This is a genomic window from Ruminococcus sp. AF20-12LB (assembly GCF_003478985.1).
Lineage (GTDB): Bacteria > Bacillota > Clostridia > Lachnospirales > Lachnospiraceae > Blautia_A.
In genome coordinates this window covers 105,583-130,884 of the sequence record NZ_QUGH01000008.1, presented here as the reverse complement: position 1 = coordinate 130,884, position 25,302 = coordinate 105,583, and the positions used below count along the sequence as shown (strand labels likewise).

The following is a 25,302-nucleotide window of genomic DNA, read 5'->3' as shown; positions in this document are numbered from 1 at the left end:
TCTTTCAGGATCACTGCTTTTACGTCCAGTCGCTCTCTGCTTCTGCCAGCTTCTCCTTCAATGTTTTCTCAAGAGCCACAAATGCCGGAATGAAGCTGTCACGGATGAGAAGGATCATCTCATCTACTTCCTGCTCATTATATATATGGACAGATGTGTTACGCTTTTTCAGCATGAGCAGCCACACTGCTGAATCGTTTACGAAGCCCAGCTTATAGCCAAGCTGCAGGATTTCTCTCGGTGAACCGGTGTCTGCTTCTTCTGCCCCGTGGAGCCGCAGGATCTCCTGAAGTGCTTTCCAGGTAAGCTCGAAAGTCAAGTTGAACTGTCCGATCACGCCGGTTCTGTAAATATCGTTGTTATCCGCAAGTTTGAAATCTGCATTTCTTAATATAGTAAGACAATTAGAAAAATTATCAAGCTTTTTCATAGATCACAACTCCATCCTTTTTAATTTCTTTTTTGAGTTCTTCAGAAATTGAATCATCTGCATTAATTACATCAAACATCAGAAGTGAATGGATATTTTCTTTGATATCCCAGTAAAAGGAATCAAAATCTCCTCCATATACAGCAATATCTACATCACTTCTTTCTGTATTGTTTCCTCTTGCACGGGACCCAAAGAGGATGATCTTTCTGACAGAATGTTTTGTGGCAAATGAAAATAGTTCTCTTATAACTCTTTCCGGAAGATCATATCGCATTTTTAACGCCTCCCATTTTCATATAACCCTATCATATCCTATCTGCCAGTTATCCGCAATCCTCTTCGCGTCTTTTATATCCTCGGCTTCACGCCCTTCGTATCTCTCTTGGCCAGCTTCACTTTATTCAGTACATACGGCTTATCATGATACTCAATGGCATATTCCTGGCGGCTTTCCAGGAGATAGGCGTGGTGGATACGGTCTTCGCCGGTAAGCTTCATGCCTCGGACACCCAGAGCGTTTTTCTTGGTGACGGAGATCTCGGTTTTCAGGATACGGAGGAAGTAACCTTTCTCAGACTGGAACACAACCTGATCCATCTCGTCGGCTGCTCCTACGAATACAAGGCGGTCATCCTCTGCAAGCTTGGTGGAAACAATGGTACGCTTGGAAGCACGGAACTCTTCTCCTTTTACCAGCTTGCACATGCCATTCTCTGTAACAAAGAGTACTGTGGAGGCTGCTACCTGACTCAGCGGTGCCACATAGAGGATCTGCTCGGAAGTACTGTCATAATTACCCAGATTATCTGCCGGAACACCTTTATCACGGAAACGCACCAGCGGAATATCCTCTGCCTTCACTGTGTGGAGCTTGCCGGTATCTGTAAAGATACAGATCTTGTCCGTATTCATGCAGGTAAAGACATAACGGCTCTCTGCATGAGCAGCTTCTTTATTACGCTCGTAGGCATTCTTGTCAATGAGACGCATATATCCGAAACGATCCATCAGGAAGCAGACTTCGGTCTCTTCCATCTTCTTCTCCTCATAAACAGCTTCCTCTGCATTTTCAATGGAAGTCTTACGCTTACTGCCGTATTCCTTCTTGATCTGATCCAGTTCACCCATGATCACTGCTGCCATGGAGTCATAATTATTCAGGATATCCTCATAAGCAGCAATGTTCTTCATGGTTTCCTCATGCTCCCTCATCAGAGCATCGATCTCCAGTCCGATCAGCTTGTAAAGACGCATGTCCAGGATAGCTGTGGCCTGTTTCTCTGTGAATTTCAGGGATCTTGCCGCTTTTTCGGATGTCTTGGTCTTGAATTTAATCCCTTCTGTGATACCGTCGGTCAGACATTTCTTTACCTGGTCGCGACTCTTGCTGCCACGGAGGATCTCGATGACCAGGTCAATGACATCACAGGCTTTGATAAGGCCTTCCTGGACCTCCCTTTTCTCCTGTTCCTTGGCAAGAAGGGTTGTATATTTTCTGGAATTTACTTCAAATACAAAGTCCACATGGTGAGCAATGATCTGCTTCAGTCCCAGTGTCTCCGGTCTTCCGTCTGCAACTGCCAGCATATTGACACCAAAGGTATCCTCCAGTCGGGTCTTCTTATAGAGCATGTTGGTAAGGTTCTCAACATCTGCGTCGCGCTTCAGTTCCAGAACGATACGGATTCCTTCTTTGGAGGACTGATTGGAAATATCCACGATATCTGTGGTCTTCTTGGTTTCTACCAGAGTTGCGATATCGTTTAAGAATTTTCCGATGTTGGCACCGATCATGGTATATGGGATCTCTGTGATCACCAGCTGCTGACGGCCGCCTTTTAATTTCTCCACTTCCACACGTCCACGGATACGGAGCTTGCCGGTTCCGGACTCGTAGATCTTTACAAGATCGTCCTTGTTTACCACGATGCCGCCGGTAGGAAAATCCGGTCCCTTGAGATAGCGCATCAGTCCTCTGGTGCTGATGTCGTTGTTCTTCATATATGCCTTCACCGCATCTACCACTTCACCCAGGTTGTGCGGCGGGATGCTGGTTGCCATACCAACGGCGATTCCGTCGGCTCCGTTTACAAGAAGGTTGGGAATACGCACCGGAAGTACTACCGGCTCCTTCTCTGTTTCATCAAAGTTCGGCATAAAGTCCACAACGTTCTTATCAAGATCTTCCAGAAAAACCTCCTGGGTCAGTTTCTCCAGGCGGGCCTCTGTGTATCGCATGGCTGCAGCTCCGTCGCCTTCAATAGAACCAAAATTTCCATGTCCGTCCACCAGTGTACGACCCTTTTTAAATTCCTGCGCCATGACTACAAGCGCATCATAAATGGAGCTATCACCGTGGGGATGATATTTACCCATGGTATCTCCTACAATACGGGCACATTTACGGTACGGGCGGTCGTAGCGGATGCCCAGCTCATACATATCGTAAAGGGTACGGCGCTGTACCGGCTTCAGTCCGTCACGTACATCCGGCAGCGCTCTGGAAATGATAACGCTCATGGCGTAATCGATATATGATTTCTGCATGATCTCCGCATAGTCAGTGCGGATGATATTGTCCTGTTTCGTATTCATTGTTCAATTCTCCCAATCTAATTCCGGGTTACAATTCTCGGTTTTTCTGTGACCTTCGCTCACAAAAACCACCTCGCAGAATATTCCCTATGAACAGTAACAAATCCTGCTCATTATCTATCAGATATCCAGTTCCGCATCTGTCGCGTGCTCATAAATGAATGCCTTACGCGGCGGAACATCGCTTCCCATCAGGATCTCTGTCACATCGGAGGCCATGCGGGCATCTTCGATCTCCACACGCTTCATCATTCTTGTCTCAGGGTTCAGGGTAGTCTCCCAGAGCTGCTGGGCGTCCATCTCACCGAGACCTTTGTATCTCTGGAGTGTGAAGCTTCCTGGTTTATGACTCTTACGGTATTTCTCAAGGGCCTTATCATCGTAGAGATATTCCTCCTGTCCCTTCTTCGGCATTACCTTATAAAGAGGTGGCATGGCAATATACACATGTCCCTCATAGATAAGCTCCGGCATAAAACGGTAAAACAAAGTCAGAAGCAGAGTAGAGATATGAGCACCATCCACATCCGCATCGGCCATGATCACGATCTTGTCATAGCGAAGCTTCGTGATATCAAAATCATTTCCGTAGCCCTCGGAAAAACCGCAGCCAAAGGCATTGATCATAGTCTTGATCTCTGCGTTGGCCAGCACCTTGTCGATGGTAGCCTTCTCTACGTTGAGGATCTTACCGCGGATTGGAAGGATTGCCTGATAGTTACGGTCTCTGGCTGTCTTGGCCGAACCGCCGGCGGAATCTCCCTCTACGATAAAGATCTCACACTGTGACGGATCCTTCTTCTCACAGTTGGCCAGCTTGCCGTTGGAATCAAAAGAATATTTCTGTTTGGTAAGAAGGTTTGTTTTGGCACGCTCCTCGGTCTTACGGATCTTGGCCGCTTTTTCCGCACAGGAAAGGACGGTCTTCAGTATTTCCAGATTTCGGTCAAAAAACAGTACCAGCTGTTCTCCTGCCACCTTGCCGGTGGCTCTGGATGCGTCCTGGTTGTCCAGCTTGGTCTTGGTCTGTCCCTCAAATCGGGGTGCCGGATGCTTGATGGAGACTACAGCAGTCATTCCGTTTCGGATATCTGCACCTGTAAAATTGGGGTCTTTATCCTTCAGTACACCGATTTCACGTGCGTAGGTGTTCATTACCGTTGTAAAGGTAGTCTTAAATCCGGTCAGATGAGTTCCTCCCTCTGCATTGTAGATATTATTGCAGAATCCCAGAACATTCTCACGGAACTCATTGGTAAACTGAAAGGCAACTTCCACCTGGATCCCGTCTGCCTCTCCTTTAAAATAAACCGGATCATGGAGCGGCTGTGCATTCTTGTTAAGGTCACGGATAAAGCCTACGATTCCCTCCGGCTCATGATACTCGATATCCTCAGGAGTGTCCCCTCTTCGATCCTCAAAATGGATGGTAAGCTCCGGATTCAGATAGGCAGTCTCATGGAGACGGCTCTTTACATCCGCTGCTCCGAATCTTGTTTTCTCAAAAATCTCCGGATCCGGAAGGAAATTCACGCAAGTTCCAGTACCTCTGGTCTTCCCTAATTTGGGGAGAAGTCCTGCTTCCAGTTCAATGGTAGGGATTCCTCTCTCATAGTGGTCATGATGTATATAACCATCACGGCTGATCTTAATATCCAGATACGTAGATAATGCGTTCACTACGGAAGAACCTACACCATGAAGTCCGCCGCTTGTCTTATATGCGGAATTGTCAAACTTACCGCCTGCATGAAGAGTTGTAAAAACAAGACGCTCCGCAGATATTCCCTTGGCATGCATATCCACCGGGATCCCTCGTCCATTATCTTCTACTGTACAGGAACCGTCCTTCTCAAGAACTACATGGATACGGCTGCAGTACCCTGCAAGGTGCTCATCCACCGCATTGTCTACGATCTCATATATTAGATGGTTCAGTCCCTTTCTGGATACGCTTCCGATATACATACCGGGGCGCTTTCGCACGGCCTCGAGGCCCTCCAGGACAGAGATACTGCCCGCATCATAAGTGTCTTTTTTTGCCATTCCACTGATTCCTTTCTTTTTATAATCGAACGTTTGTTTGTATTATACTCAAAATATATGTACTTGTAAAGTCCACATGATCATCTTTTCTCTGCAATTTTTCCAAAAGATACTCGTGGCAGTTCAAGGAACCGGTCTTCCGAAAAATCGCTTTCTTCAGCCGCCACAGCCTATCTATTCTATCAAAAGTATCTGTAAACTTCAAGCAATTTGTGTCTGTCAGAATGCAACAGGCGGAAAACCCTGCTTTTTATGGAAGCATGTTTTCCGCCTGTTTCTGATCATTTCAGGAAATTTTTTCCAGAAGCTTCTCCTCGCACAGGGGCCTGGAAAAATAATATCCCTGTATCATATCCACGCCCCATTTTTCCAGAAGCTTTACCTCCTTTTCGGTCTCAGCACCTTCTGCGATCACCTTATATCCCATATGCTGCAGGATCATGACAATGCTGCGATAAAAAGTAGCTGTCTGAGGATCGCTGCTGATCCCGGACAAAAGAGAACGGTCCATTTTTACCGCTGAAAACGGAATGCGAAGAACTGCGTTCAGATTTGCATAACCGGAACCGAAATCATCCAGACACATATGGATCCCCACTTCTGCAAAATCATCAATGGCTGTGCAGAAGCTTTCGCTGTATTCGGTTGCCACGTTTTCCGTGATCTCAAACTGAAAATATCCCGGATCTAATCCATACTCCTGTATGATCCCGATAAGCACATGGCTGTATCCGGGTTTCATCAGTTCGGAAGGAGAAAGATTGAATTTCACATTCCGGATCTTCTTCATGATATATTCATGTTCTTTTATAAAACGGCAGACCTTGTGAAGCTGAAGACATCCCACTGCAGAGATCATTCCCTGTTTTTCCGCGATCCCGATAAACACATCCGGCGGAATCATTCCCAGAGCAGGATGTTTCAGCCGACTCAGTGCCTCCAGAGTAATAAAATCCTTGTTTTTTATGGAATATACCGGTTGATAATATACCTCGAACAGATCCTCTTTCACCGCTTTCTGAAGAAAATGCTCCACTTCCTGCTCATAGCGGAAGCCCTCCAGGATCTTGCTGTCCGACTGGATCAGGACCGTATCCTGCCGGTTCTGTATCAGAGATATCATATATTCGATATAAGAAAGGATACTATCCTCTTTTTCCAGTTTTTCCGCATTCATGATCCCGCAGATCGCAGCATGGAACGACACCTTTTCGTTTTCGATAAAAAACGGCTTTTTCAGAAATTCTTCTATTCCGTCTCTGGCTTTTTCATAATCTGTCAGAGAGTCCAGCACTGCCAGAAAGCAATTGCCTGTGATACGAAAGATCTGCACCGAATCCGTGATCTCCCGGAACCCCTTCGCCGCCCGGATCAGCAGCTGATCTCCCACTCTGGTCCCGTAGATCCTGTTGATCTGCTTTATATTGCAGGCATCCACAGCAAGCAGATGAAAGCTTTCTTTTCGATAGAGCTTTTCTCCGATCCATTTGTCAAAATACTGTTTGTCAAATAAACCTGTCATACTGTCCGTATATTCACCCGGATTGTTCATGGTAAGATAGATCAGCCAAAGTCCTACAGAAAGTCCGAAACCGGTAAGCAGTATTCTTTCCGTGGCAATCTGAAGAAACAGGCAGGCTGCTTCGATAAACCAAAATCTCCATATGGTGCGCCGTGTTTCTTTTTCTGCTGTTTTTCCATAACGGAACATAAATGCAACGATCACCAGCATAAAAAAGAATACATATCCATAGATCAAAAAATGAAAACTTCCCCGGATAAATCTACCTTCCTGGTTAAAATAAAAAAGCCATCCCGTCCGTAAGTTTGCTGTAACTGCCAGCAGCATTGCAGCCGGCAGGACCACCCAGCAGGTTTTCAGCCATTTATATTTCTCCTTTTGTCTTCCGGTGACGATCCGAATGTAGCAGAAAAGCCCGTAAGTAAGTATGACATCACAGAAATAATAGAGAGTCAGGACCAGCGCTGAACCTCTGCAGCCTTCACTGCTGCCGCCTCCTGCGATTACCGCACTCAGCATATCCAACACCACGTAAACGCCGCTGAAAGCCAGAAAACATACAAAATTCCTGTTTTCCGCATTGTTCAGTCTTTTATGAGAAAAATAATGTATTGCGATCATCGTCACCAGAACAAGGGATGTAATCTGAAAACAGTTAATATACTCCATTTTTCAAATCCCCCTTCTTTTTGTTCTCATAAAGCTTCCTGTCTGCCTCATATTTCCATTCTCCCATGGATTTCAGAGAGCCATCCTTATTTCGCAGATGGCTGCCTCCCAGGGACAACGAAAAACGATGCCTGCATCCTCTCCCGATATTCCGGAGCTCTTCTCTCAGGCGTTCCGACCAGAATTCGTCCGGTACTTCCGGATCATAGACCAGAACCGCAAATTCATCCCCGCCGATGCGGTAGCAGGTTCCTTTTTCCCGGAAAACGTTCTCCACACATCTGGCAGAGCTCACCACCATCTCGTCTCCTGCAGCCCGTCCGTACTCTTCGTTGATCACGCGAAGCTGATCGATATCGATATACATAAGAAGGATATCCCGGTATCTGCCCATATCTGCGGAAATACTTTCCAATTTTTTCTCAAAATTAACTCTCGTCTCAAGTCCTGTCAGCCCATCCTCTCTGGACAGTCGTTCGTAAGCCTGGGATTCCAGACGGTAACGAACGTTATCTGTCATCAGCATGACTGCGTCTGCAATGACAAGCACAAGAAACACAAGATTTCCCAGTTCAAAAATAGATCCATAGTAGGAAATCTCGAACAGCCAGTACAGGATCAGTGCTATGATACCGCTTGCTCCCACGACGATATATGCAATGAGAAGCAGACGTATCTCACGCTGTTTATGCTTCCGGTACTCCCGGATCAGAAGTACCGCTGATATCAGGACCCACACAACCAGCAGAATATGCGTTACAAACAGCATATCCTTAAATTCAAAGGCTCCCAGGATCACCAGGACTCCCTGTAAAACAGCATTCAGATAAAATGTAAAGATTCCAAGATCCAGGATCCTGTATTTTTTCATGTTTCCGATGTTCTGCAAAAAACGCAGCATCGGAATTGCCAGCAGCATGAACATATAAAAAGAAATAAGACATAATGCTTCGGGGCATCTGCTGTAGCTCTGTGCCAGTGATGAGTCCGTCACCAGCCAGATACTGCACATCATAAGGAACAGTGCCACATCCCGGAACCGACTGTCCGGCATCTGCCTTATCCTCATATAGATGCAGATACACAGAGCGATCATACTTAATACGATCATGATCGCTGCCGCCCCTAAAGGAATGGCTGCTTTTCTGATCTGATACCAGGCTATTGCCCTTCCGGTTCCTATGCATACCGGTTCTATAACATATTTTCCTCTCTGAGGCGCAGAATAGCTAAACGTCAGGACTTTTCCCTCTGTGTCATTACCCAGAGCGGCAATGCACTGCACCTTGGAACGCATCTGCACATTTTTGGAAAACATGGCCTCCTTATATTCATACAGGATCTTTCCATTCAGGCGTATCACCAGATCATACTGGGCTCCTGTAGAAACCACGGTCATTCCTCTGCTTTCCGCTCCCAGACTTTCATTGTACAGGATCAGCTTTTCGCCTGTTTTTGCCGGAATTTCCGCAGGCAGGGTGATCTCCTGTTTTTTTCCGTCTTTTATGTAGTACCAACCTTTGTTAAGAAACTGTACACTGTCCTGATGCTGGATCAGCCCCCCTGTGTGGGTCGCTGCAAAGATCGCGCCAAAAACCAGCAGCACCACACCAAAAAGAACGGCTTCTACCTTCCATATCAAATTTTTCTTTTTTCTGTCATCCATACTCTTCCTCTTTATATTTTTTATTCCATTCCGTTTTGTATCTATCATATCATCAATAGATTTTTCCGTCAAAAAAAATGTCAAAAAACAGAATGAAAATTTTTTTCAAAAAAGTGAAAAAAGTGCTTGCATTTTGCAAGAAAGTATTATATACTAACGAAGTCGGTTGCGGAAAACAACAGAAAGCTAACGCAAACGACACAAATGAATATGGCCAGTTGGTCAAGGGGTTAAGACGCCGCCCTCTCACGGCGGAAACACGGGTTCGATTCCCGTACTGGCTATTAGTTGAAAGCAGTTAGGATTTTTATTCTGGCTGCTTTTTTTGTGATTGTTGTACTTCACTTTTTCCTGTTATCACTTTCAAACTTTGTTCTGAGCATTGCATGTAAAAATCTCGTTCTTCCTGTTTATCTGTTTTCTGTATTTTCACATATATTATTTTTGCATTTCTTTCTCTTCTGTTTTATAATTTCCCCTGAAAATACTTAAGATAAGGGGTGACTTCTCATGCATCACAAACGTTCTTTTCGCAGAAAGCTGCAGACGTTTTTTCTTTCTCTGCTGCTTGTTCTGCTGACAGTCGCAGGAGTTCCCTCTGCTGCTTATACAGCTGAGGCTGCTTCTGCTGACACAACAATGGCTGTACACTTTCTGGATGTGGGGCAGGGGCTTTCGATCCTGGTCCAGTCACAGGGGCAGAATCTCCTGTATGACGGCGGTGACCGGGAACATTCCAGTTTCGTGGTTTCCTATCTGCAGAAGCAGAATATTTCCATCATCGACTATATGATCTCCTCCCATTATGACGAGGACCATGTGGCTGGTCTTGTAGGATGCCTGGACAGCTTTTCCGTAAAAAATGTGATCGGTGCAGATTATGTACAGGATACAAAAATCTATCAGTCTTTTGAAAACAGTGTTGCCGCTCAGGGATTAACTGTGCAGCATCCGGAGCCCGGAACGGATTTTGCTTTCGGAGGCGGGAAATTTACAGTTCTTTCTCCTCAATCGATCAGCAGCAACGATAACGACAATTCTGTTGCGATCCGGCTGGAAAACGGAAACAACCATTTTCTTTTTACCGGGGATGCAGAATCTGCCGGGGAGGAAGCGATCTGCAATCTGGGGCTTGATCTTTCCTGCGATGTGATCGTTCCGGGACATCACGGTTCTGCCACTGCCACCACCTGGGATCTGCTCCAGCAGACTGTTCCGGAGTATGCAGTGATCAGCTGCGGCGCCGGTAATTCCTACGGACATCCTCATAAGGATACCATGGATAAGCTTGCTGATATGGGAATACAGGTATTTCGTACTGATGAGCAGGGCACGGTGATCGCAGTCAGCGACGGAAGCAATATCCAGTGGAACCAGAGTCCCTGTAATGATTATTCTGCCGGAGATGAATCGGATACCGGCACACAGCCTTCCTCCGCTTATAAGGATTCCGGTGCGTCCGGCTATGGATCTTCTGCTTCGGCTGCTGCAGATCCTCAGACCGGAGTGCAGGCTGATCCGGAGTCAGTGGGTGATATGGTCTGGATCTCCGCTACCGGGAGCAAGTACCACCGGATCCCTAACTGTGGAAATATGAATCCGGATAATGCCACAGAGATGACACGCTCCCAGGCTGAAGCTGCAGGGTATGAAGCCTGCAAGAAGTGTTATTAGAAACGTCCGCAGGCGCGCTGACGCAGGACAGCCTATCATAAATCGATATGACAGGCTGTCCTTTTCTTTTACTATTTTATAATATCCTCCGCCGGTTCAGCCGGTACGAAAACTCTCTTCTTTTCTTTTTTCTCCTTTTTTGCTGCCCTGGCCCGCTCGGTAGCCTCCCTGCAGAATTCCATCTGGGAATTTATCAGCGTTTTGCCACGTTTGTCCTGCTTCTCATACAAACCGGAGGGCTGCAGGATATGTGCTTTTACATTGTCACGGAATTCCAGATCCAGCACATGCATGATCTCTTCCTTGATCCGCTCATCTTCCACAGGGAAAACAATCTCCACACGACGGTCAAGGTTACGTGGCATCCAGTCCGCACTTCCCATATAGATTTCATCGGAACCGCCATTGCGGAAATAGAAAATACGGCTGTGCTCCAGGAAATTGCCGACGATCGAACGCACGTGGATATTTTCGCTGATACCCGGAATGCCCACCTTCAGGCAGCAGATGCCGCGGATCAGAAGATCGATCCTTACGCCACAGGAAGAAGCATAATACAGCGCTGCTATGATCTCAGGGTCACACAGAGAATTCATCTTTGCCGCAATGTGAGCCTCTTCTCCCTTTTTCGCATGCTCCGCTTCTCTTTCGATCATTTTTACAAAACGGTCCTTCATCCAGATCGGTGCAACGATCAGGCGATTCCAGCGCTTCGGCTCGGAATATCCGGAAAGCATGTTGAACACAGCAGTTGCATCCTCTCCAAACCGTTCGTCACAGGTAAATATACCGCAGTCTGTATAAAGCTTGGCTGTGGAATCATTATAGTTTCCGGTTGCCAGATGCACATATCTGCGGATCCCGTTTTCTTCTCTTCTCACAACAAGAGTGATCTTACTGTGTGTCTTCAGCCCCACCAGACCATAGATCACATGACAGCCTGCCTTTTCCAGCATTTTTGCCCAGACGATATTGTTTTCCTCATCAAAACGCGCCTTCAGTTCTACAAGAACGGAAACCTGCTTGCCGTTTTCTGCAGCCTGAGCAAGTGCCGCAATGATGGGTGAATTGCCGCTGACGCGATACAGGGTCTGCTTGATTGCCAGTACATCCGGGTCCTTTGCCGCCTGACGCACAAAATTCACCACCGGATCAAAGCTCATATACGGATGATGCAGGAACACATCACCCTCCCTGATCACCTGGAAAATATCTTTGTCATTCTGAAATGCCGGCACTGCTGCCGGTTTGTATTTCGGTTCCTTGAACTGGTCGTATCCGTCAATACCATAAACCTTCATCAGCATGGTCAGATCCAGCGGTCCGTTGATAAAAAAGATATCATCTCCATGAACCTGAAACTCCATTTTCAGAATATCCAGGAGTCGCGGATCCATCTTATCTTCCACTTCCAGGCGGATCACCTCTCCCCACTGGCGCTTTTTCAGCTGTTTCTGGATCTCAACCAGAAGATCCTCTGCTTCATCCTCGTCAATAGGAAGATCCGCATTACGCATGATCCTGTACGGATGGGCACAGATCACATCATAGCTTAAAAACAGCTTGTCGATGTTGCGCTCGATGATCTGTTCCAGAAGTGTTACGGTTGTATGGCCTTTTTTCTCAGATGGAATGATCACTACTCTTGGAAGTACAGAAGGCACCTGTACAGTGGCAAAATCAATCTCTTCTTTTCCTTTTTTGGTATCTTTTTTGGAAAGAAGTGCTCCGATATTCAAGGTTTTATTACGGATCAGAGGAAACGGTCTGGAAGAATCCATTGCCATTGGTGTCAGGACCGGATATACATTGTCCTCAAAATACTGATCCACAAACTCTTTCTGCTTCTCGGAAAATGCCTCGTGCTCAAAGATCACATGAAGTCCTGCTTTTTCAAGTGCAGGGACCAGAGACCGGTTTAATGTACTGTACTGTACGTGAACAAGCTCATGTGTCTGCCGGCTGATGGCTTTCAGCTGTTCCTTGGCTGTCATTCCTGCAATATCCGTTTTTTTGTACCCTGCATGAACCTGATCCTTCAAGGATGCAACACGGACCATATAAAATTCATCCAGATTGGATGAGGTGATACTCAAAAATTTCATTCTCTCAAACAGAGGCAGATTTTTGTCTCTGGCTTCACTGAGCACACGATCATCAAATTTGATCCAGCTCAGTTCTCTGTTTACAAAATATTCCGGTTTGTCAAATTCCTTAAATTTCATACAAAAGCCTCCTCCGTTATCTTTTTCCCTTCCGTCTCATTACAAGCCGGATGCCAAACACCTCTTCAAAAAATTCCTTTTTATCTTTCAGAAGTCCCAGCTCCAGCGAAACATCCCTTGCGGAATCCACCACCAGGTAAAGAATCCTGTCTTTTAAGGTTACATTAAGCGCTTTTACCTTCTGGTAATGGCTTCTGTCCATAGCATTGGCCAGACGGAGAATTGCGGTCAGCTTCGCAGTCAGGAGATAATTTTCCCTGCTCATGGATGTTTCACGGTTGATCTCTTCGTAGCAGCCGAATTCTCTGGTATTGTACCTTACCGCACTGGCGATCACCTGCCGCTCCTCTGTGGAAAGACCTATGATCTCCGTAGCCATGATGATTCGGTAAGAGCATTCTGCCACCTCACTCATACTGATATATTTTCCGCAGTCATGAAGAAGAACTGCGATCTGCAGAAGAAGCCGTTCACGTTTTCCCATGCCGTGGATCTTCCTTGTGCTGTCAAAAATATCCAGTGCCACATCGGTAGTTCCTGCAATGTGGTTCTTTCCGCTGGAGTACCTTTTGGCAATGTTCCTGGATGCCACCAGGATATCATTTTCAAAATTATGTACACTTTTCAGATATTTATTTTTTTCCGCATGGTCATAGGCGATCCCGTCCAGAAGAGAAACACCCGGGATCCAGAGTGCTTCTGCCTGAAAGATTTCTATAAAGTTTCGGATGATAACCATGTTCGGCACGATCAGAGACGCATATTCCGGTTCCAGCTCCATGGATTCGGCAAGGTCATGATCGGACATGTTTACAATGGTCTCGTATTTCTTCAGGAATTCCTCCTTTGTAATGATATTCTCTCCGGATCTGTCCTGAAAGATCGTATCTGTGAGAAAATCTCCCATCAGGATCAGATTTGAGATTTCCTTGTCTTTAAGATAAAGGCGTTGAAAGCTTATCAGATCATTTCGGATAAATTCCTCTATCAGCCGGTCATAATGTGGAGTTGTTTTCTCCAGTTCTTTCAGACGTTCGCGGATACGAAGACTTCCCATACGGATACTCTGGGTCAGCACCAGAGCATCTTTGTCAAAGAGAGAAATCTGCAGATTTCCTCCTCCGATATCCAGGATTGCCGTACCCTTCTGAATAGCCTTTTTGAAGCCGGATTCAATGGCAGCAATGGATTTATATCCCAGGAAATGCTGTTCCGCATTACTCAGGATCTCTACCCGGATACCAGTTCTCTGATATATCTGCTCCAGGATGATCACCGGATTTTCCAGCTCACGGAGAGAGCTTGTTGCACACGCACGCCAGCTTTCCACCCCAAATTCAGCCATCATGCGTTTAAAATCATTAAGGATCCCGCAGAGCTCATCCACAGTCTCCATCTCCAGCCGTCCTGCAGCGTAAGTTCCACGGCCCAGCTCCAGCTGGTAACGGACATCATTGATCTCCCGGAAGCCGATCCGCTTTGACATTTCAAATATCTTCATACTGACTTCATAGGAGCCTATATCAATTGCTGCAAAGGTTGTCACCGCCATAGTTTTTCATCCTTTCCCCCAATACATAGGTAAACTATTTCTTTTTTTCTTCCTCTGTTCCCACAATGTAATCAATAAACTGCTGTGCTGCACGTCCGGTCAGTCCGCCGTGAGAAATCTCCCACTGGTTGGCTTTCAGAAGCAGTTCCTCCTCCGGCATGGTAACTCCATAACGGGCTGCCAGTGTACGGACGATCTCCTGGAACTGTTTTTTGTCCGGTTTGCCAAAGTAGATACGAACCCCAAAACGATATACCAGAGAAAGCTTCTCCTGTACGGTATCGGAGGAATGCAGATCATTGTCATCTGCGATCTCCAGCTTGTCTGTGGCACGCTCACGGACAAGATTACGCCGGTTACTTGTGGCATAGATCAGGACATTGTCCGGTTTTTTCTCAAGCCCGCCCTCGATCACTGCTTTCAGGTATTTATATTCAATTTCAAATTCCTCAAAGGAAAGATCATCCATATAAATGATAAAACGATAGTTACGGTTTTTGATCTGGGCGATGACTTCATTAAGATCCTGGAACTGATGCTTATAGGCCTCAATGATACGAAGTCCCTGATCATAATACTGGTTCAGGATTCCCTTGATACTGGAAGATTTGCCGGTTCCCGCATCGCCAAAGAGCAGACAGTTGTTCGCCTTTCTCCCCTGTACAAATGCCTCTGTATTATCAATGAGCTTTTTCTTGGCGATCTCATATCCTACCAGGTCATCGATCTTCACATGTGCGATTCTTGTGATAGGCTGGATCTCCACCTTTCCCTCTTCATCGTGGCCGATGCGGAATGCCTTATGAAGGCCAAGCTTGCCAACACCGAAATCTTTATAGAAGGATACCATGTCATCCATAAATTCTTCGGTTGTGGTGGCTGCTGCCAGGGTTTTGCTCATCTGGCAGATCCGGTCACGGATCCTGGTGTTAAAGAGCTTGCTGTTCTCATCCGGTGTCTGGTAATCACAGATCACCCTGCAGCATACAGTTCCGAACACTTTGTCAAAGACCGTGATGTCAAAATCATACAGTTCCTTGAAAATCTGGAAATCATTTTTTGCCAGTTCATTAATGCTGCCCTTGATCGCTCCCCGGATCTCGCTTGCCATACTGAAAGCGTTCTCATGATTTACCAGAAGGAAGGTAAGATATGTATGCCAGATATTTCCGGAAAAGCCGTACATTCCTGCCAGCTCCACCAGCCCGTTGACACTTTTGAAAAACTGGTCTTCTCTTGCCTTGAGTGCTTCTTCATCAGCTTCATAAAGATTGATAAGCTCTGCCATATCGTTCAGTATCTCGCCGTTTGAAAATTCACGGTAAAGGATACATTCCTGAATTCTTGCCAACATAATAATTAACTCCTCTGTATCTTAATAATTTCCAAGAACACGGAGAACATTCGCCTCCGCCTCGATTCCTCTTAACGCATTTTCCACAGCGCTTTCGCCAAGCTTCCCCGTGAAATCCACGAAGAAACGGTATTCCCAGGATTTTCCCGGAATCGGACGGGATTCGATCTTGGTCATATTCAGACCGTTGTAAATGATATGGGAAAGCATGTTGTAAAGAGTTCCGCTTTCATGAGGCAGTTCAAAACAGATGCTGATCTTCCCGGCCTTTTCCTCATATTCCGGTTTCCTGCTTACAATAATAAAACGTGTGGAGTTTGCTTTTTCTCTGCAGATATTTTCTGCAAGGACCTTCAGACCGAATACCTCACCAGCCTCACGGCTTGCGATAGCTGCCACACCTTTGTCTCCCACTTCACTGACCTTTTTTGCCGCTCCTGCGGTGTTTTCCACTTCTTTCTTTTTCCAGGAAGGGTTTTCCTCCAGAAACGCTTTGCACTGGGCAAGTCCCTGGGGATGAGAGCATACTTCCCTGATATCCTTGATCTGTGCATCCGGCATTCCCAGAAGCACATGATCCACACGGATGATCTGCTCGCCCACGATATACAGCTTGTATTCCATAAGAAGGTCATAGATATCAGCCACGATACCTGCAGTAGAATTCTCAATAGGAAGTACCGCATAATCGGCCTTGCCATGGGTTACATCCTCCATAGCTGTCCTCCATGTTTTTACATGGTAGCTTTCAATATTTTTTCCAAAGTACTGCCGCATAGCCGCATAGCTGTAAGCTCCCTCTACACCCTGAAACACAACCGTTGCGTTTTCAAGGGGAACATGCTTCACAGTTGTGAAATTGCGCTCTCCGTAAATCCCATGCTCTGTCAACAGCTGGTACTGTCTCTTACGGCTGATGGCCATGATCTGACGGAAAAGCTCCTGCACGCCAAGGCTGTTAAAGTCCCCGTGGGCCTTGTTTTTCAGCGTATGGATCTTCTGGCTCTCACGTGCCGGATCCAGTACCTGCTTACCGGTTTTTATTTTATATTCAGCGACTTCCTCACTCACCTTCATTCGTTTTTCAAAGAGGCGTACAATCTCACTGTCGATCTCATCGATCTCGTCTCTGTATCTTTCCAAATCCGTCATTGGTTTCCTCCGTTATGGTTCCTGATAATTTCTGTAAGGTCCCCCAGGAACGCCAGGGAACCAAAAGCAATGATCACATCCTCTTTTCCTGCCAGATGATAGGCCTCTGCCACTGCAGCTTCGATGTTGTCAAAGGGTCTTACATCAGAATGAAATTCCCGCACCGCATCTGCCAGTTCCTGCGGGGTCAGAGCCCTGGGGTTATCCGGTGCAGCGATCGTCAGGATGGTATCTGCATATTTTTCTGTTTTCCGGATGACCTTTCGGTAATCCTTGTCACGGAACATTCCCATGATGTAGATGATCCTTTTCCCCTTAAAATACCGCTCAATGGACGCAGCCAGCATGTCTGCTGCTGCAGGGTTATGAGCTCCGTCAACCACAAAATCCGGTTCTGTCCCGAGAAGTGCAAATCTTCCTGGCCAGGTGGTACGCTTCAGTCCATCCTGTCTCTGGACCAGTGTTGTGGGATATCCCTGTTCATTCAGGATTTCCAATGCCCGGAGCGCTACCACCGCATTTTCCTTCTGATAGGCACCTGCCAAGGATATTGTATATTTTTCTCCTTTATAAAGAAAGGTCTGGCCGGTTATGGATGCTTCCAGTACCTCTGCGCTGTCCTGGTCTGCTGCCTCGTATGGCACATTCTGTTCTGAGCATATTCTTCGTATGACTGCCTCTGCCTCCGGCTGCTGCTTTACAGTTACCATATGACTGTTCGGTTTAATGATGCCGGCCTTTTTTTCTGCTATCTCGCCCAGGGTATTTCCAAGAAATGCCGTATGATCCATACTGATGGATACCAGAATGGAAAGAACTGTAGTACGTATAATGTTGGTGGCATCCAGATCGCCGCCCATACCAACTTCCATTAATACCAGATCGCATTTCTCATCCTGAAAATAAAGAAATGCGGCTGCAGTTTCAATTTCAAATACTGACGGATGCGGTTTTCCCTCTTTTACGATCTCATCGATCACCTCCGCGATCCTTGTCACATATGCTGCAAATTTCTCTCTGCTGACAGGTTCTCCGTTAACCTCCATCCTCTCTCTGTAGGAATAGACCGCCGGGGAAATATATCTTCCGACCCGGTAACCTGCACCTGATAAAGCGGAATACAGATATGCGATCACCGAACCCTTTCCGTTAGTTCCCGCTACATGAACATACTTCAGTTCATCCTGGGGATCTCCAAGCCGCCTCATCATCTCTCTCATATTTTCCAGGCCCAGAACAATTCCCTTTTTCAGTTCCGCGGCTCTGATGTAGGCACGACTTTCTTCATAATTCATCGTCTGTTTTCTCCTTCCGCATGTGTTGATGATCCATTACTGCTTTTTCACTTTGCAGTAATAATTTTGTTCATTATAACCCACGTGTATATTTTTTTCAAGGCAGGGAAGGCTATTAAAGACGCTTTTCCACGTTAAATATATGTAAAGTCCAGGCGGATATTCACAACCCCGCAGGGAACTTTCTTAATCCAGTTAAACTAACATTTTCCGGAAAGCGCAGGATTTCTGCTGATGAGAAGGAGCTTTAAAATGCAAAAGAAGGATTTTTTTCTGTGCGGTTTTACAGGCTGGTGTCTGGAGATCTTATGGACAGGACTGCACTCTCTTGTCACCGGACATTTTACTATGATGGGCAAAACCTCTCTTCTGATGTTCCCTGTTTACGGACTTGCAGCACTGATCCGTCCGGCTTACTACAAGCTTGCCCGCTTTCCGGTTATAGTACGGGGGATCATTTACAGCTGCGGGATTTTTTTCGTGGAATTTTTAAGCGGATCTTTTTTTCAGAAGCTTCACATCTGTCCCTGGGATTATTCTCATGTTCCGCTTCAGTATAAAGGAGTGATCCGACTGGACTATGCTCCTCTGTGGTTTTTTACCGGTCTCTTTTTCGAATGGCTTCTTCGACAAAATCCTCGGAAAGTCTCTTGAAAATCTCACAGTTATATTATATGATAACTGAAAGGAATCTTATTTCCAGTAAATAATTGGAGGTACAACATGAGACATTTAATGAGTCCTTTGGATCTCTCGGTCGAAGAGCTTGATAAGCTTCTGAATCTCGCCGACGACATCGGGAAAAATCCAAAAAAGTATGCGCATACCTGTGATGATAAAAGGCTTGCGACATTGTTTTACGAACCAAGTACACGTACACGTTTAAGCTTCGAAGCAGCCATGATGAATCTTGGAGGAAAGGTTCTCGGTTTTTCTTCTGCTGATTCCAGCTCCGCATCCAAAGGCGAGAGCGTTGCCGATACGATTCGCGTTGTTTCCTGTTATGCAGATATCTGTGCTATGCGCCATCCGAAAGAGGGTGCTCCGCTTGTAGCTTCTATGTCATCCAATATTCCGGTGATCAATGCCGGTGATGGCGGCCACCAGCATCCTACCCAAACATTAACCGATCTTTTAACTATCCGTTCCCTGAAGGGCAGACTTGACAATATTACCATCGGCCTCTGCGGTGACCTGAAATTCGGTCGTACCGTTCACTCTCTGATCGAGGCTCTGGTCCGTTATGAAAATGTGAAATTTGTTCTGATCTCTCCGGAGGAGCTTCGTATTCCAAGCTATATCCGTGAGGATGTTCTGAAACGCAACAATGTCGAGTTTGTCGAGGAGGAACGTCTGGAGGATGCACTTCCGGATCTGGATATCCTGTACATGACCCGTGTTCAGAAGGAACGTTTCTTCAACGAAGAGGATTATGTCCGCATGAAGGATTTCTATGTTCTGGACAAACAGAAAATGGAGCTTGCACCGAAGGATATGTATATCCTCCACCCACTCCCACGTGTTAACGAGATTTCTGTTGAAGTGGACTCTGATCCGCGTGCCGCTTATTTCAAACAGGCCCAGTATGGTGTGTATGTCCGTATGGCCCTGATTCTTACATTACTGGAGGTGGAACTGCCATGTTAAACGTAGGTGCTCTTCGTGAGGGTTATGTTCTGGATCATATCAAAGCCGGCAAAGCAATGACGATCTATCACGACCTGAAGCTGGATAAGCTGGATTGTACTGTTGCTATTATCAAAAATGCCCGCAGCAAGAAAATGGGAAAAAAGGATATCATCAAGGTTGAATGCCCCATCGAGGACCTGGATCTGGATATCCTTGGTTTTATCGATCATAATATTACCGTAAATATCATCAAGGACGAAAAGATCGTTGCAAAGAAAGAGCTGAAGCTGCCGAAGCAGGTTGTGAACGTGATCAAATGCAAGAATCCTCGCTGCATTACTTCCATCGAGCAGGGACTGGATCAGATTTTTGTTCTTGCAGATGAAGAGAATGAGGTTTACCGGTGTAAGTATTGTGAGGAGAAATATCGAGGTAAACGGAATAAATAGGAATTCAGGGATTCCTGCGGGAATTATTGACAAACGGACGCGTACGGCTCCTGCGAAGGCCTGAATATCGAAGCGGGGACCGGGCGCTGTGTTTTCATAGAAAAGTTTTTTACAAAAAAGCAACTGATATTTTACAGAACATATCTGCAAAATACAGTTGCTTTTATTATGTGCTTATTATCATACACAGTCAGACCGATAAGCCGGGTTATGTCGTTGGGTGATCATCTATCTAGGCCTTCCGTTGCCAGAAGGCTCCAGCGACCTACCTGAAAGCACGACGGGCCGCCGTATGGCTTTCTTCTCGGTCTTGCTTCGAATGGAGTTTACATGTGCCCGCTCTGTTACCACAGCGGCGGTAGTCTCTTACACTGCCTTTCCACCCTTACCCCGCAAAACGGGGCGGTTTATTTCTGTTGCACTGGTCTGGGAGTTACCTCCACCGGACGTTATCCGGCATCCTGCCCTGTGAAGCCCGGACTTTCCTCGTCTGGACCCTTTCGTCTGTCCAGCCGCGATCACCTGGCCTGGCTGCGCACCTGCTATTTTAACACAGGTGTATAGACTTGTAAAGTTGGAATTTATTTCTGCTACATGGAAATCCATCCAAATGCATTTGCCACAGAGCTGAAAAGAATAATTGCCGCAAAGATTGGGCAAAGATACCGGATCATAAAATTAAAGATTCGTTTTCTGCGGAAAGTGCCACCTTCCTGCAGTACTTCATCTTCAATCTTCTTTATACCGACTACTCTGGATATCAGAATACAGGTAGCAATCGCTGCAATCGGCATCATGACAGAGTTCGTCAGGAAATCAAAGAAATCAAGGAACTGCATTCCAATGACCTTAACACACGCCAGAGGACCATAGCCAAGAGAAGAAAGACTTCCGAGAACAACCATGATAACTCCGATAAATACTGTTGCCTTCTTGCGTCCCCATTTCAGTTCATCCTGAAAAGTAGATACTGCACTCTCAGTCAGTGCAATAGAACTGGTCAAGGCTGCACAGAGAACCAGTACAAAAAACAGGATTCCAACCAGAGTTCCAAATCCCATGCTTGCGAATACCTTCGGAATCGTAATAAACATCAGTGCCGGTCCTGCCTGTAACGTATCCGGTTCTCCACCGGAGAATGCAAACACTGCCGGAATGATCATTAAACCTGCCATCATTGCGATCGCTGTGTCAAAAATTTCTACATTTTGTGTAGAACCTTCAATAGATACATCCTTTTTCATATAAGAACCAAAAGTTACCAGAATACCCATTGCGATCGACAGGGAATAAAACATCTGTCCCATTGCCGCAACCACTGTCATCCAGGAGAAGTTTTTGATATTTGGTATCAGAAAATATTTCACGCCTTCCAGTGCTCCTGGTCTTGTTACCGAATAAACGACAATGACTATAGACAAAAATACCAGTATCGGCATCATTAATTTGGAAACTCGTTCCACGCCATTCTGCACACCTGCATAAATGATCACCAGCGTAAGCAGTGCAAAGAACAGGAAACAGGTTTCTGTAGAAAATCCATCCGCTATAAAAGCAGAAAAATATCCGTCTTCGGCAAGAGTCTGACTGCCTCCCTTTACATACTCCACCAGGTATTTAATTACCCAGCCACCGATCACGGAATAATACGGCACGATCAGAACCGGTATGATCGCATTGATCCAACCGCCCAAAGACAGCCACTTTGATTTACCAAAAGCTCCAAACGCACCTACCGGACTTTTCTTTGTCATGCGTCCCAGAGCTGTCTCTGCCACGATCATAGAATATCCGAAAGTCAATGCCAGAATGATATAGATCAGTAAAAAAATCCCACCGCCGTACTTTGCCGCCAGATAAGGGAATCTCCATATATTCCCAAGCCCTACTGAAGCACCGGCTGCAGACAGCACAAATCCGATCTTCCCGGAAAATGTACTTCTCTCATGTTTGTGTTTCTCCATAATTCTTCCTTTCCCGTCACATTTTTCATATTCTTTCTTTATGTCTTCTCAATTTCCGCCCATATGATGATACCACGCTTTTATCTCTCAGGCAAACAATATATAAAAAAATACAGAGCTTATATTTTCCTGCCAGGCGTCCGCTCGTCAATTCAAGCCCTACCGGAGCACCAACGTCCACTCCTGTCGATCCACAACCTCACCGATCACCCCGGCCTGCAAACCAGACTCATCCAACCGCTTCATAATCTCCGGCACATCCCTCTCCGGAACCGCCGCCAGCAATCCCCCGGAAGTCTGCGGATCAAACACCAGATCCTCCCTCCAGAGCTCTGCCACACTTTTCACTCCGGTTTTCTCAGCAAACTCCCGGTTCCTGTAAGCCCCACCCGGAATCAATCCCATAGAAGCAAACTCCTCCACATCCGGAAGCACCGGCAGCTTCTCCGTATCGATCACAATCGTCCGGTCACTGGCCACAGCCATCTCCGTAGCATGTCCCCCAAGACCAAACCCCGTCACATCTGTACAGGCATGAACCTCAAACTCTTTAAAAACCTCACAGGCATCTCGGTTCAGTTTCTTCATGGAATCCAAAACCGCCTTACGTGCACCTTCCGTCACCAGATCCGCCTTGATCGCCGTATTCACGATCCCCGCACCCAGCGCCTTCGTCAGGATCAGCTTATCCCCGGTCTGCGCTCCAAAATTCTTCCAAAACTTCCTCGGATCTACAAAACCCGTCACACTGAGCCCATACTTTGGTGTGTCATCCTGGATCGTATGGCCACCGGCAAGAACCGCACCAGCCTCCATCACCTTATCCGCACCACCACGCAGGATCTCCCCGAGGATCTCCACATCCATATCCTTCGGAAACGCCACAATATTCAAAGCTGTCTTCGGAGTTCCACCCATAGCATACACATCACTCAATGCATTGGCCGCCGCGATCTGCCCGAAATCATAAGGATCATCTGCCACCGGAGTAAAAAAATCCAGTGTCTGGATCAGTGCCAGATCTTCGGAAACCTTATAAACGGCCGCATCGTCTGAAGTGTCCGTTCCAATCAGAAGATCCGGATCACAGAACTTTGGCAGCCCGCCAAGAACTCCCGCCAGAGTCCCCGGTCCTACCTTAGCTGCACAGCCACAATTTGGAGCCAGTTTTGTCAGTTGTACTTTTTCTTTCATGATCACTTTCCCTTTCCTTTAAGCCCTGTAAATCCCGTCGTCTATCCGCAGTACCACAGAGGACTTTACCTTTTCCGATTCACCCTCAAAAGACTCCACACACCACAGATCCCATGCACAGAGAAATCCTGATCTTCTCATCTTTGCACCAACCGATATCTGCATTGCATAGAGCCTTATATCTACACATAGCTTTTTTTATTTATACAATTAATTTATACATTAAAACAACTACCGCCAATAAACTCTCTCAGAAGCGAATTAAATGGAACACCTTCACTGGGCACCGGCACAAAATAATCCAGGAACTTCAAAAGCCGCTTCGCCTCCTGATACTCAGGTTCACTCTTGTCAATTCCAAAAAGCAGCGGTTCCGCATAAACCTTCAGGCAGGCAAGCTCATACACAAGAGCAGAATTAAACATCACATCTGCTTCCTCCTGGAACGGAAAAATATTCTGCTCCTCGCCTCTCCGTACAGAAGGCCACCTTGCAATGGTATCCTTTGCGGAAGTTCCACGTGTACGTGCATCACGGACAATTCGGCGGATCAGCCTTCCATCCGTTGTGGGAATCCGGTTATGCTCATCAATGTTTAGCTGTGTCAGCGCACTGATATAAATCTTAAACTTACTCTCTTTTGGAAGGGCATAACTCAGTTTGTCATTAAGCCCGTGAATGCCTTCGATGACCAGGATATCATCTTTTCCAAGCTGAAGCTGGTCTCCTCGGTATTCCCTGCATCCGGTCTTGAAATTAAATGTAGGAAGATCCACAGTTTTTCCCGAAAGGAGATTCAGCATATCTTCATTAAACTGCTTCGTGTCAATAGCTTCCAGACACTCATAATTCTTTTCTCCGAATTCATCCAACGGCGTATGTTCACGATCCACAAAATAGTTATCCACAGCAATAGGATGCGGCTTCAGACCATGAGCAGAAAGCTGAATCGATAATCTGTGAGAAAAACTGGTCTTTCCGGAAGAAGACGGGCCTGCGATCATTACGAACTTTACATTGCCTCTTCTCCGGATTTCCTCTGCGATCGAAGAAATCTTGGCCTCATGAAGTGCCTCCTGGATCAGCATCAGGCTCTGCACACCTTCTCTTGTGATCCGGTCATTGAGATCTCCCACAGTGGCAACATCCAGCTTATCGCCCCACTCTTCCGATTCCTTCTGCACACGAAAGATCTTATCCTGGGGTTCAAAAGGCTCCAGCACATCCGGGTTCTTCTGCCTCGGAAGGATCAGCACAAAGCCTTCATCATAAAGCTGCAGATCAAAATACTTCACATAGCCGGAATCCGGTGCCATAAATCCGTAAAAATAATCCTCGAAATTTTCCAGGCTGTAAATATTCACTCTGGAAACCCGCCGATAACGGAACAGCTTTTCTTTATCATACATATGATGCCTGTGGAACATGGAAACGGCATCATCCGTGCTGACACTGCGTTTGCAGATTGGAAGCTTTTGGTCTACCAGTTCCCGCATCCGCACCTTCACCCGGTCAAGAAGCTCCTGATCCAGGGTAGCACTGCCTTTCATGGTAAAATAAAGAGCATTTCCAATAGAATAATGGATCACAACATGATCCACATTCTCTTTTCCGGCTACATCAAAAATTGCCTTCAAAAGAATAAAGATCGCACTTCTCCGATAGGTTTTTCGACCGGCACTGTCCTTTGCGGTTATAAATCCCAGTGTACAGTCATGCTGAAGCTTCTTGTGAAGCTCACGGAGCTTTCCGTTCTCAGTCACAAGGATCACCGGATACTCTGTTTTGCCCTCATAATCCCTTATGATCTCAGAATACGGTGTCATTTTGGGATATTCCCTTGTTTCTCCGTTTATGGTCACTTTAATCATTGTCTGTTCCAT

General features: G+C 46.2%; 18 protein-coding genes, 1 tRNA gene and 1 other RNA gene. 5 read left to right on the top strand and 15 right to left on the bottom strand.

What is annotated here, in order from left to right; all coding sequences use genetic code 11:
* Positions 1–19: 19 nt before the first annotated feature.
* From DWX61_RS11550 to DWX61_RS11525, 6 genes are all read right to left on the bottom strand, one after another.
* Positions 20–430 carry an HI0074 family nucleotidyltransferase substrate-binding subunit gene (locus tag DWX61_RS11550; protein WP_118513698.1) on the bottom strand — a complete coding sequence of 137 codons (411 nt, stop codon included), beginning with the start codon at positions 428–430 and terminating at the stop codon, positions 20–22.
* Positions 417–707 carry a nucleotidyltransferase family protein gene (locus DWX61_RS11545; protein ID WP_118513700.1) on the bottom strand — a complete coding sequence of 97 codons (291 nt, stop codon included), beginning with the start codon at positions 705–707 and terminating at the stop codon, positions 417–419. Before DWX61_RS11545 ends, DWX61_RS11550 begins: the two co-directional genes overlap by 14 nt.
* A gap of 74 nt (positions 708–781) precedes the next feature.
* Positions 782–3,028 (bottom strand): DNA gyrase/topoisomerase IV subunit A, encoded by a 2,247-nt coding sequence (locus tag DWX61_RS11540; RefSeq protein ID WP_118625395.1) that lies wholly within the window; start codon positions 3,026–3,028, stop codon positions 782–784.
* A 120-nt stretch (positions 3,029–3,148) separates the two neighbouring features.
* Positions 3,149–5,074: a DNA gyrase/topoisomerase IV subunit B gene (locus DWX61_RS11535; protein WP_110102015.1), complete on the bottom strand. Its 1,926-nt coding sequence runs from the start codon at positions 5,072–5,074 to the stop codon at positions 3,149–3,151.
* Positions 5,075–5,360: 286 nt separating this feature from the next.
* Positions 5,361–7,265, bottom strand: coding sequence for a GGDEF domain-containing protein (locus DWX61_RS11530; RefSeq protein WP_244790951.1), 1,905 nt, complete (start codon positions 7,263–7,265; stop codon positions 5,361–5,363).
* The gene (locus DWX61_RS11525; RefSeq protein ID WP_118625393.1) at positions 7,252–8,931 is read right to left on the bottom strand and encodes a GGDEF domain-containing protein; all 1,680 of its coding nucleotides are present in this window, start codon (positions 8,929–8,931) and stop codon (positions 7,252–7,254) included. Before DWX61_RS11525 ends, DWX61_RS11530 begins: the two co-directional genes overlap by 14 nt.
* Before the next feature lie 212 nt (positions 8,932–9,143).
* Between DWX61_RS11525 and DWX61_RS11520 the strand changes: the two genes are divergently transcribed.
* A tRNA-Glu gene (locus tag DWX61_RS11520) sits at positions 9,144–9,215 on the top strand.
* Positions 9,216–9,441: 226 nt separating this feature from the next.
* Positions 9,442–10,605: a ComEC/Rec2 family competence protein gene (locus tag DWX61_RS11515; protein ID WP_118625391.1), complete on the top strand. Its 1,164-nt coding sequence runs from the start codon at positions 9,442–9,444 to the stop codon at positions 10,603–10,605.
* A 71-nt stretch (positions 10,606–10,676) separates the two neighbouring features.
* On the opposite strand, the gene DWX61_RS11510 is transcribed toward DWX61_RS11515, so the two are convergent.
* From DWX61_RS11510 to DWX61_RS11490, 5 genes are read right to left on the bottom strand one after another with little or no spacing between them, the layout of a single operon-like run.
* Positions 10,677–12,830 carry an RNA degradosome polyphosphate kinase gene (locus tag DWX61_RS11510; RefSeq protein WP_118608261.1) on the bottom strand — a complete coding sequence of 718 codons (2,154 nt, stop codon included), beginning with the start codon at positions 12,828–12,830 and terminating at the stop codon, positions 10,677–10,679.
* A 16-nt stretch (positions 12,831–12,846) separates the two neighbouring features.
* Entirely contained in the window at positions 12,847–14,382 is a 1,536-nt protein-coding gene (locus DWX61_RS11505; RefSeq protein ID WP_118513710.1) for a Ppx/GppA phosphatase family protein, read from the bottom strand.
* Between the two features lie 34 nt (positions 14,383–14,416).
* Positions 14,417–15,736, bottom strand: a complete 1,320-nt coding sequence (locus DWX61_RS11500) for an ATP-binding protein (RefSeq protein ID WP_330672014.1) — start codon at positions 15,734–15,736, stop codon at positions 14,417–14,419.
* Between the two features lie 21 nt (positions 15,737–15,757).
* Positions 15,758–16,888, bottom strand: coding sequence for a prephenate dehydratase (gene pheA, locus DWX61_RS11495; protein WP_118608260.1), 1,131 nt, complete (start codon positions 16,886–16,888; stop codon positions 15,758–15,760).
* Positions 16,885–18,183: a bifunctional folylpolyglutamate synthase/dihydrofolate synthase gene (locus tag DWX61_RS11490; protein WP_118625389.1), complete on the bottom strand. Its 1,299-nt coding sequence runs from the start codon at positions 18,181–18,183 to the stop codon at positions 16,885–16,887. Before DWX61_RS11490 ends, pheA begins: the two co-directional genes overlap by 4 nt.
* 252 nt (positions 18,184–18,435) lie before the next feature.
* Here DWX61_RS11490 and DWX61_RS11485 point away from each other — a divergent pair, with 252 nt between their 5' ends.
* The 3 genes from DWX61_RS11485 (at position 18,436) to DWX61_RS11475 (ending at position 20,261) form a co-directional block, all read left to right on the top strand.
* Positions 18,436–18,837 carry a putative ABC transporter permease gene (locus DWX61_RS11485; RefSeq protein WP_118625387.1) on the top strand — a complete coding sequence of 134 codons (402 nt, stop codon included), beginning with the start codon at positions 18,436–18,438 and terminating at the stop codon, positions 18,835–18,837.
* Positions 18,838–18,906: 69 nt separating this feature from the next.
* A complete protein-coding gene (gene pyrB / locus DWX61_RS11480) occupies positions 18,907–19,830 on the top strand; it encodes an aspartate carbamoyltransferase (protein WP_118513714.1) in 924 nt (307 codons plus the stop codon).
* Complete coding sequence (locus tag DWX61_RS11475) at positions 19,824–20,261, top strand: aspartate carbamoyltransferase regulatory subunit (protein ID WP_118513716.1); 438 nt, start codon at positions 19,824–19,826, stop codon at positions 20,259–20,261. Before pyrB ends, DWX61_RS11475 begins: the two co-directional genes overlap by 7 nt.
* Positions 20,262–20,444: 183 nt before the next feature.
* On the opposite strand, the gene rnpB is transcribed toward DWX61_RS11475, so the two are convergent.
* The 4 genes from rnpB to DWX61_RS11455 form a co-directional block, all read right to left on the bottom strand.
* An RNA gene (rnpB, locus tag DWX61_RS11470) (RNase P RNA component class A) lies at positions 20,445–20,795 on the bottom strand.
* 56 nt (positions 20,796–20,851) lie between these two features.
* A complete protein-coding gene (locus tag DWX61_RS11465) occupies positions 20,852–22,225 on the bottom strand; it encodes a sodium-dependent transporter (RefSeq protein WP_118625385.1) in 1,374 nt (457 codons plus the stop codon).
* Positions 22,226–22,384: 159 nt separating this feature from the next.
* Positions 22,385–23,419, bottom strand: a complete 1,035-nt coding sequence (gene selD / locus DWX61_RS11460; protein WP_243119177.1) for a selenide, water dikinase SelD — start codon at positions 23,417–23,419, stop codon at positions 22,385–22,387.
* 215 nt (positions 23,420–23,634) lie between these two features.
* Positions 23,635–25,302 (bottom strand): nucleoside kinase, encoded by a 1,668-nt coding sequence (locus DWX61_RS11455; protein WP_182433987.1) that lies wholly within the window; start codon positions 25,300–25,302, stop codon positions 23,635–23,637.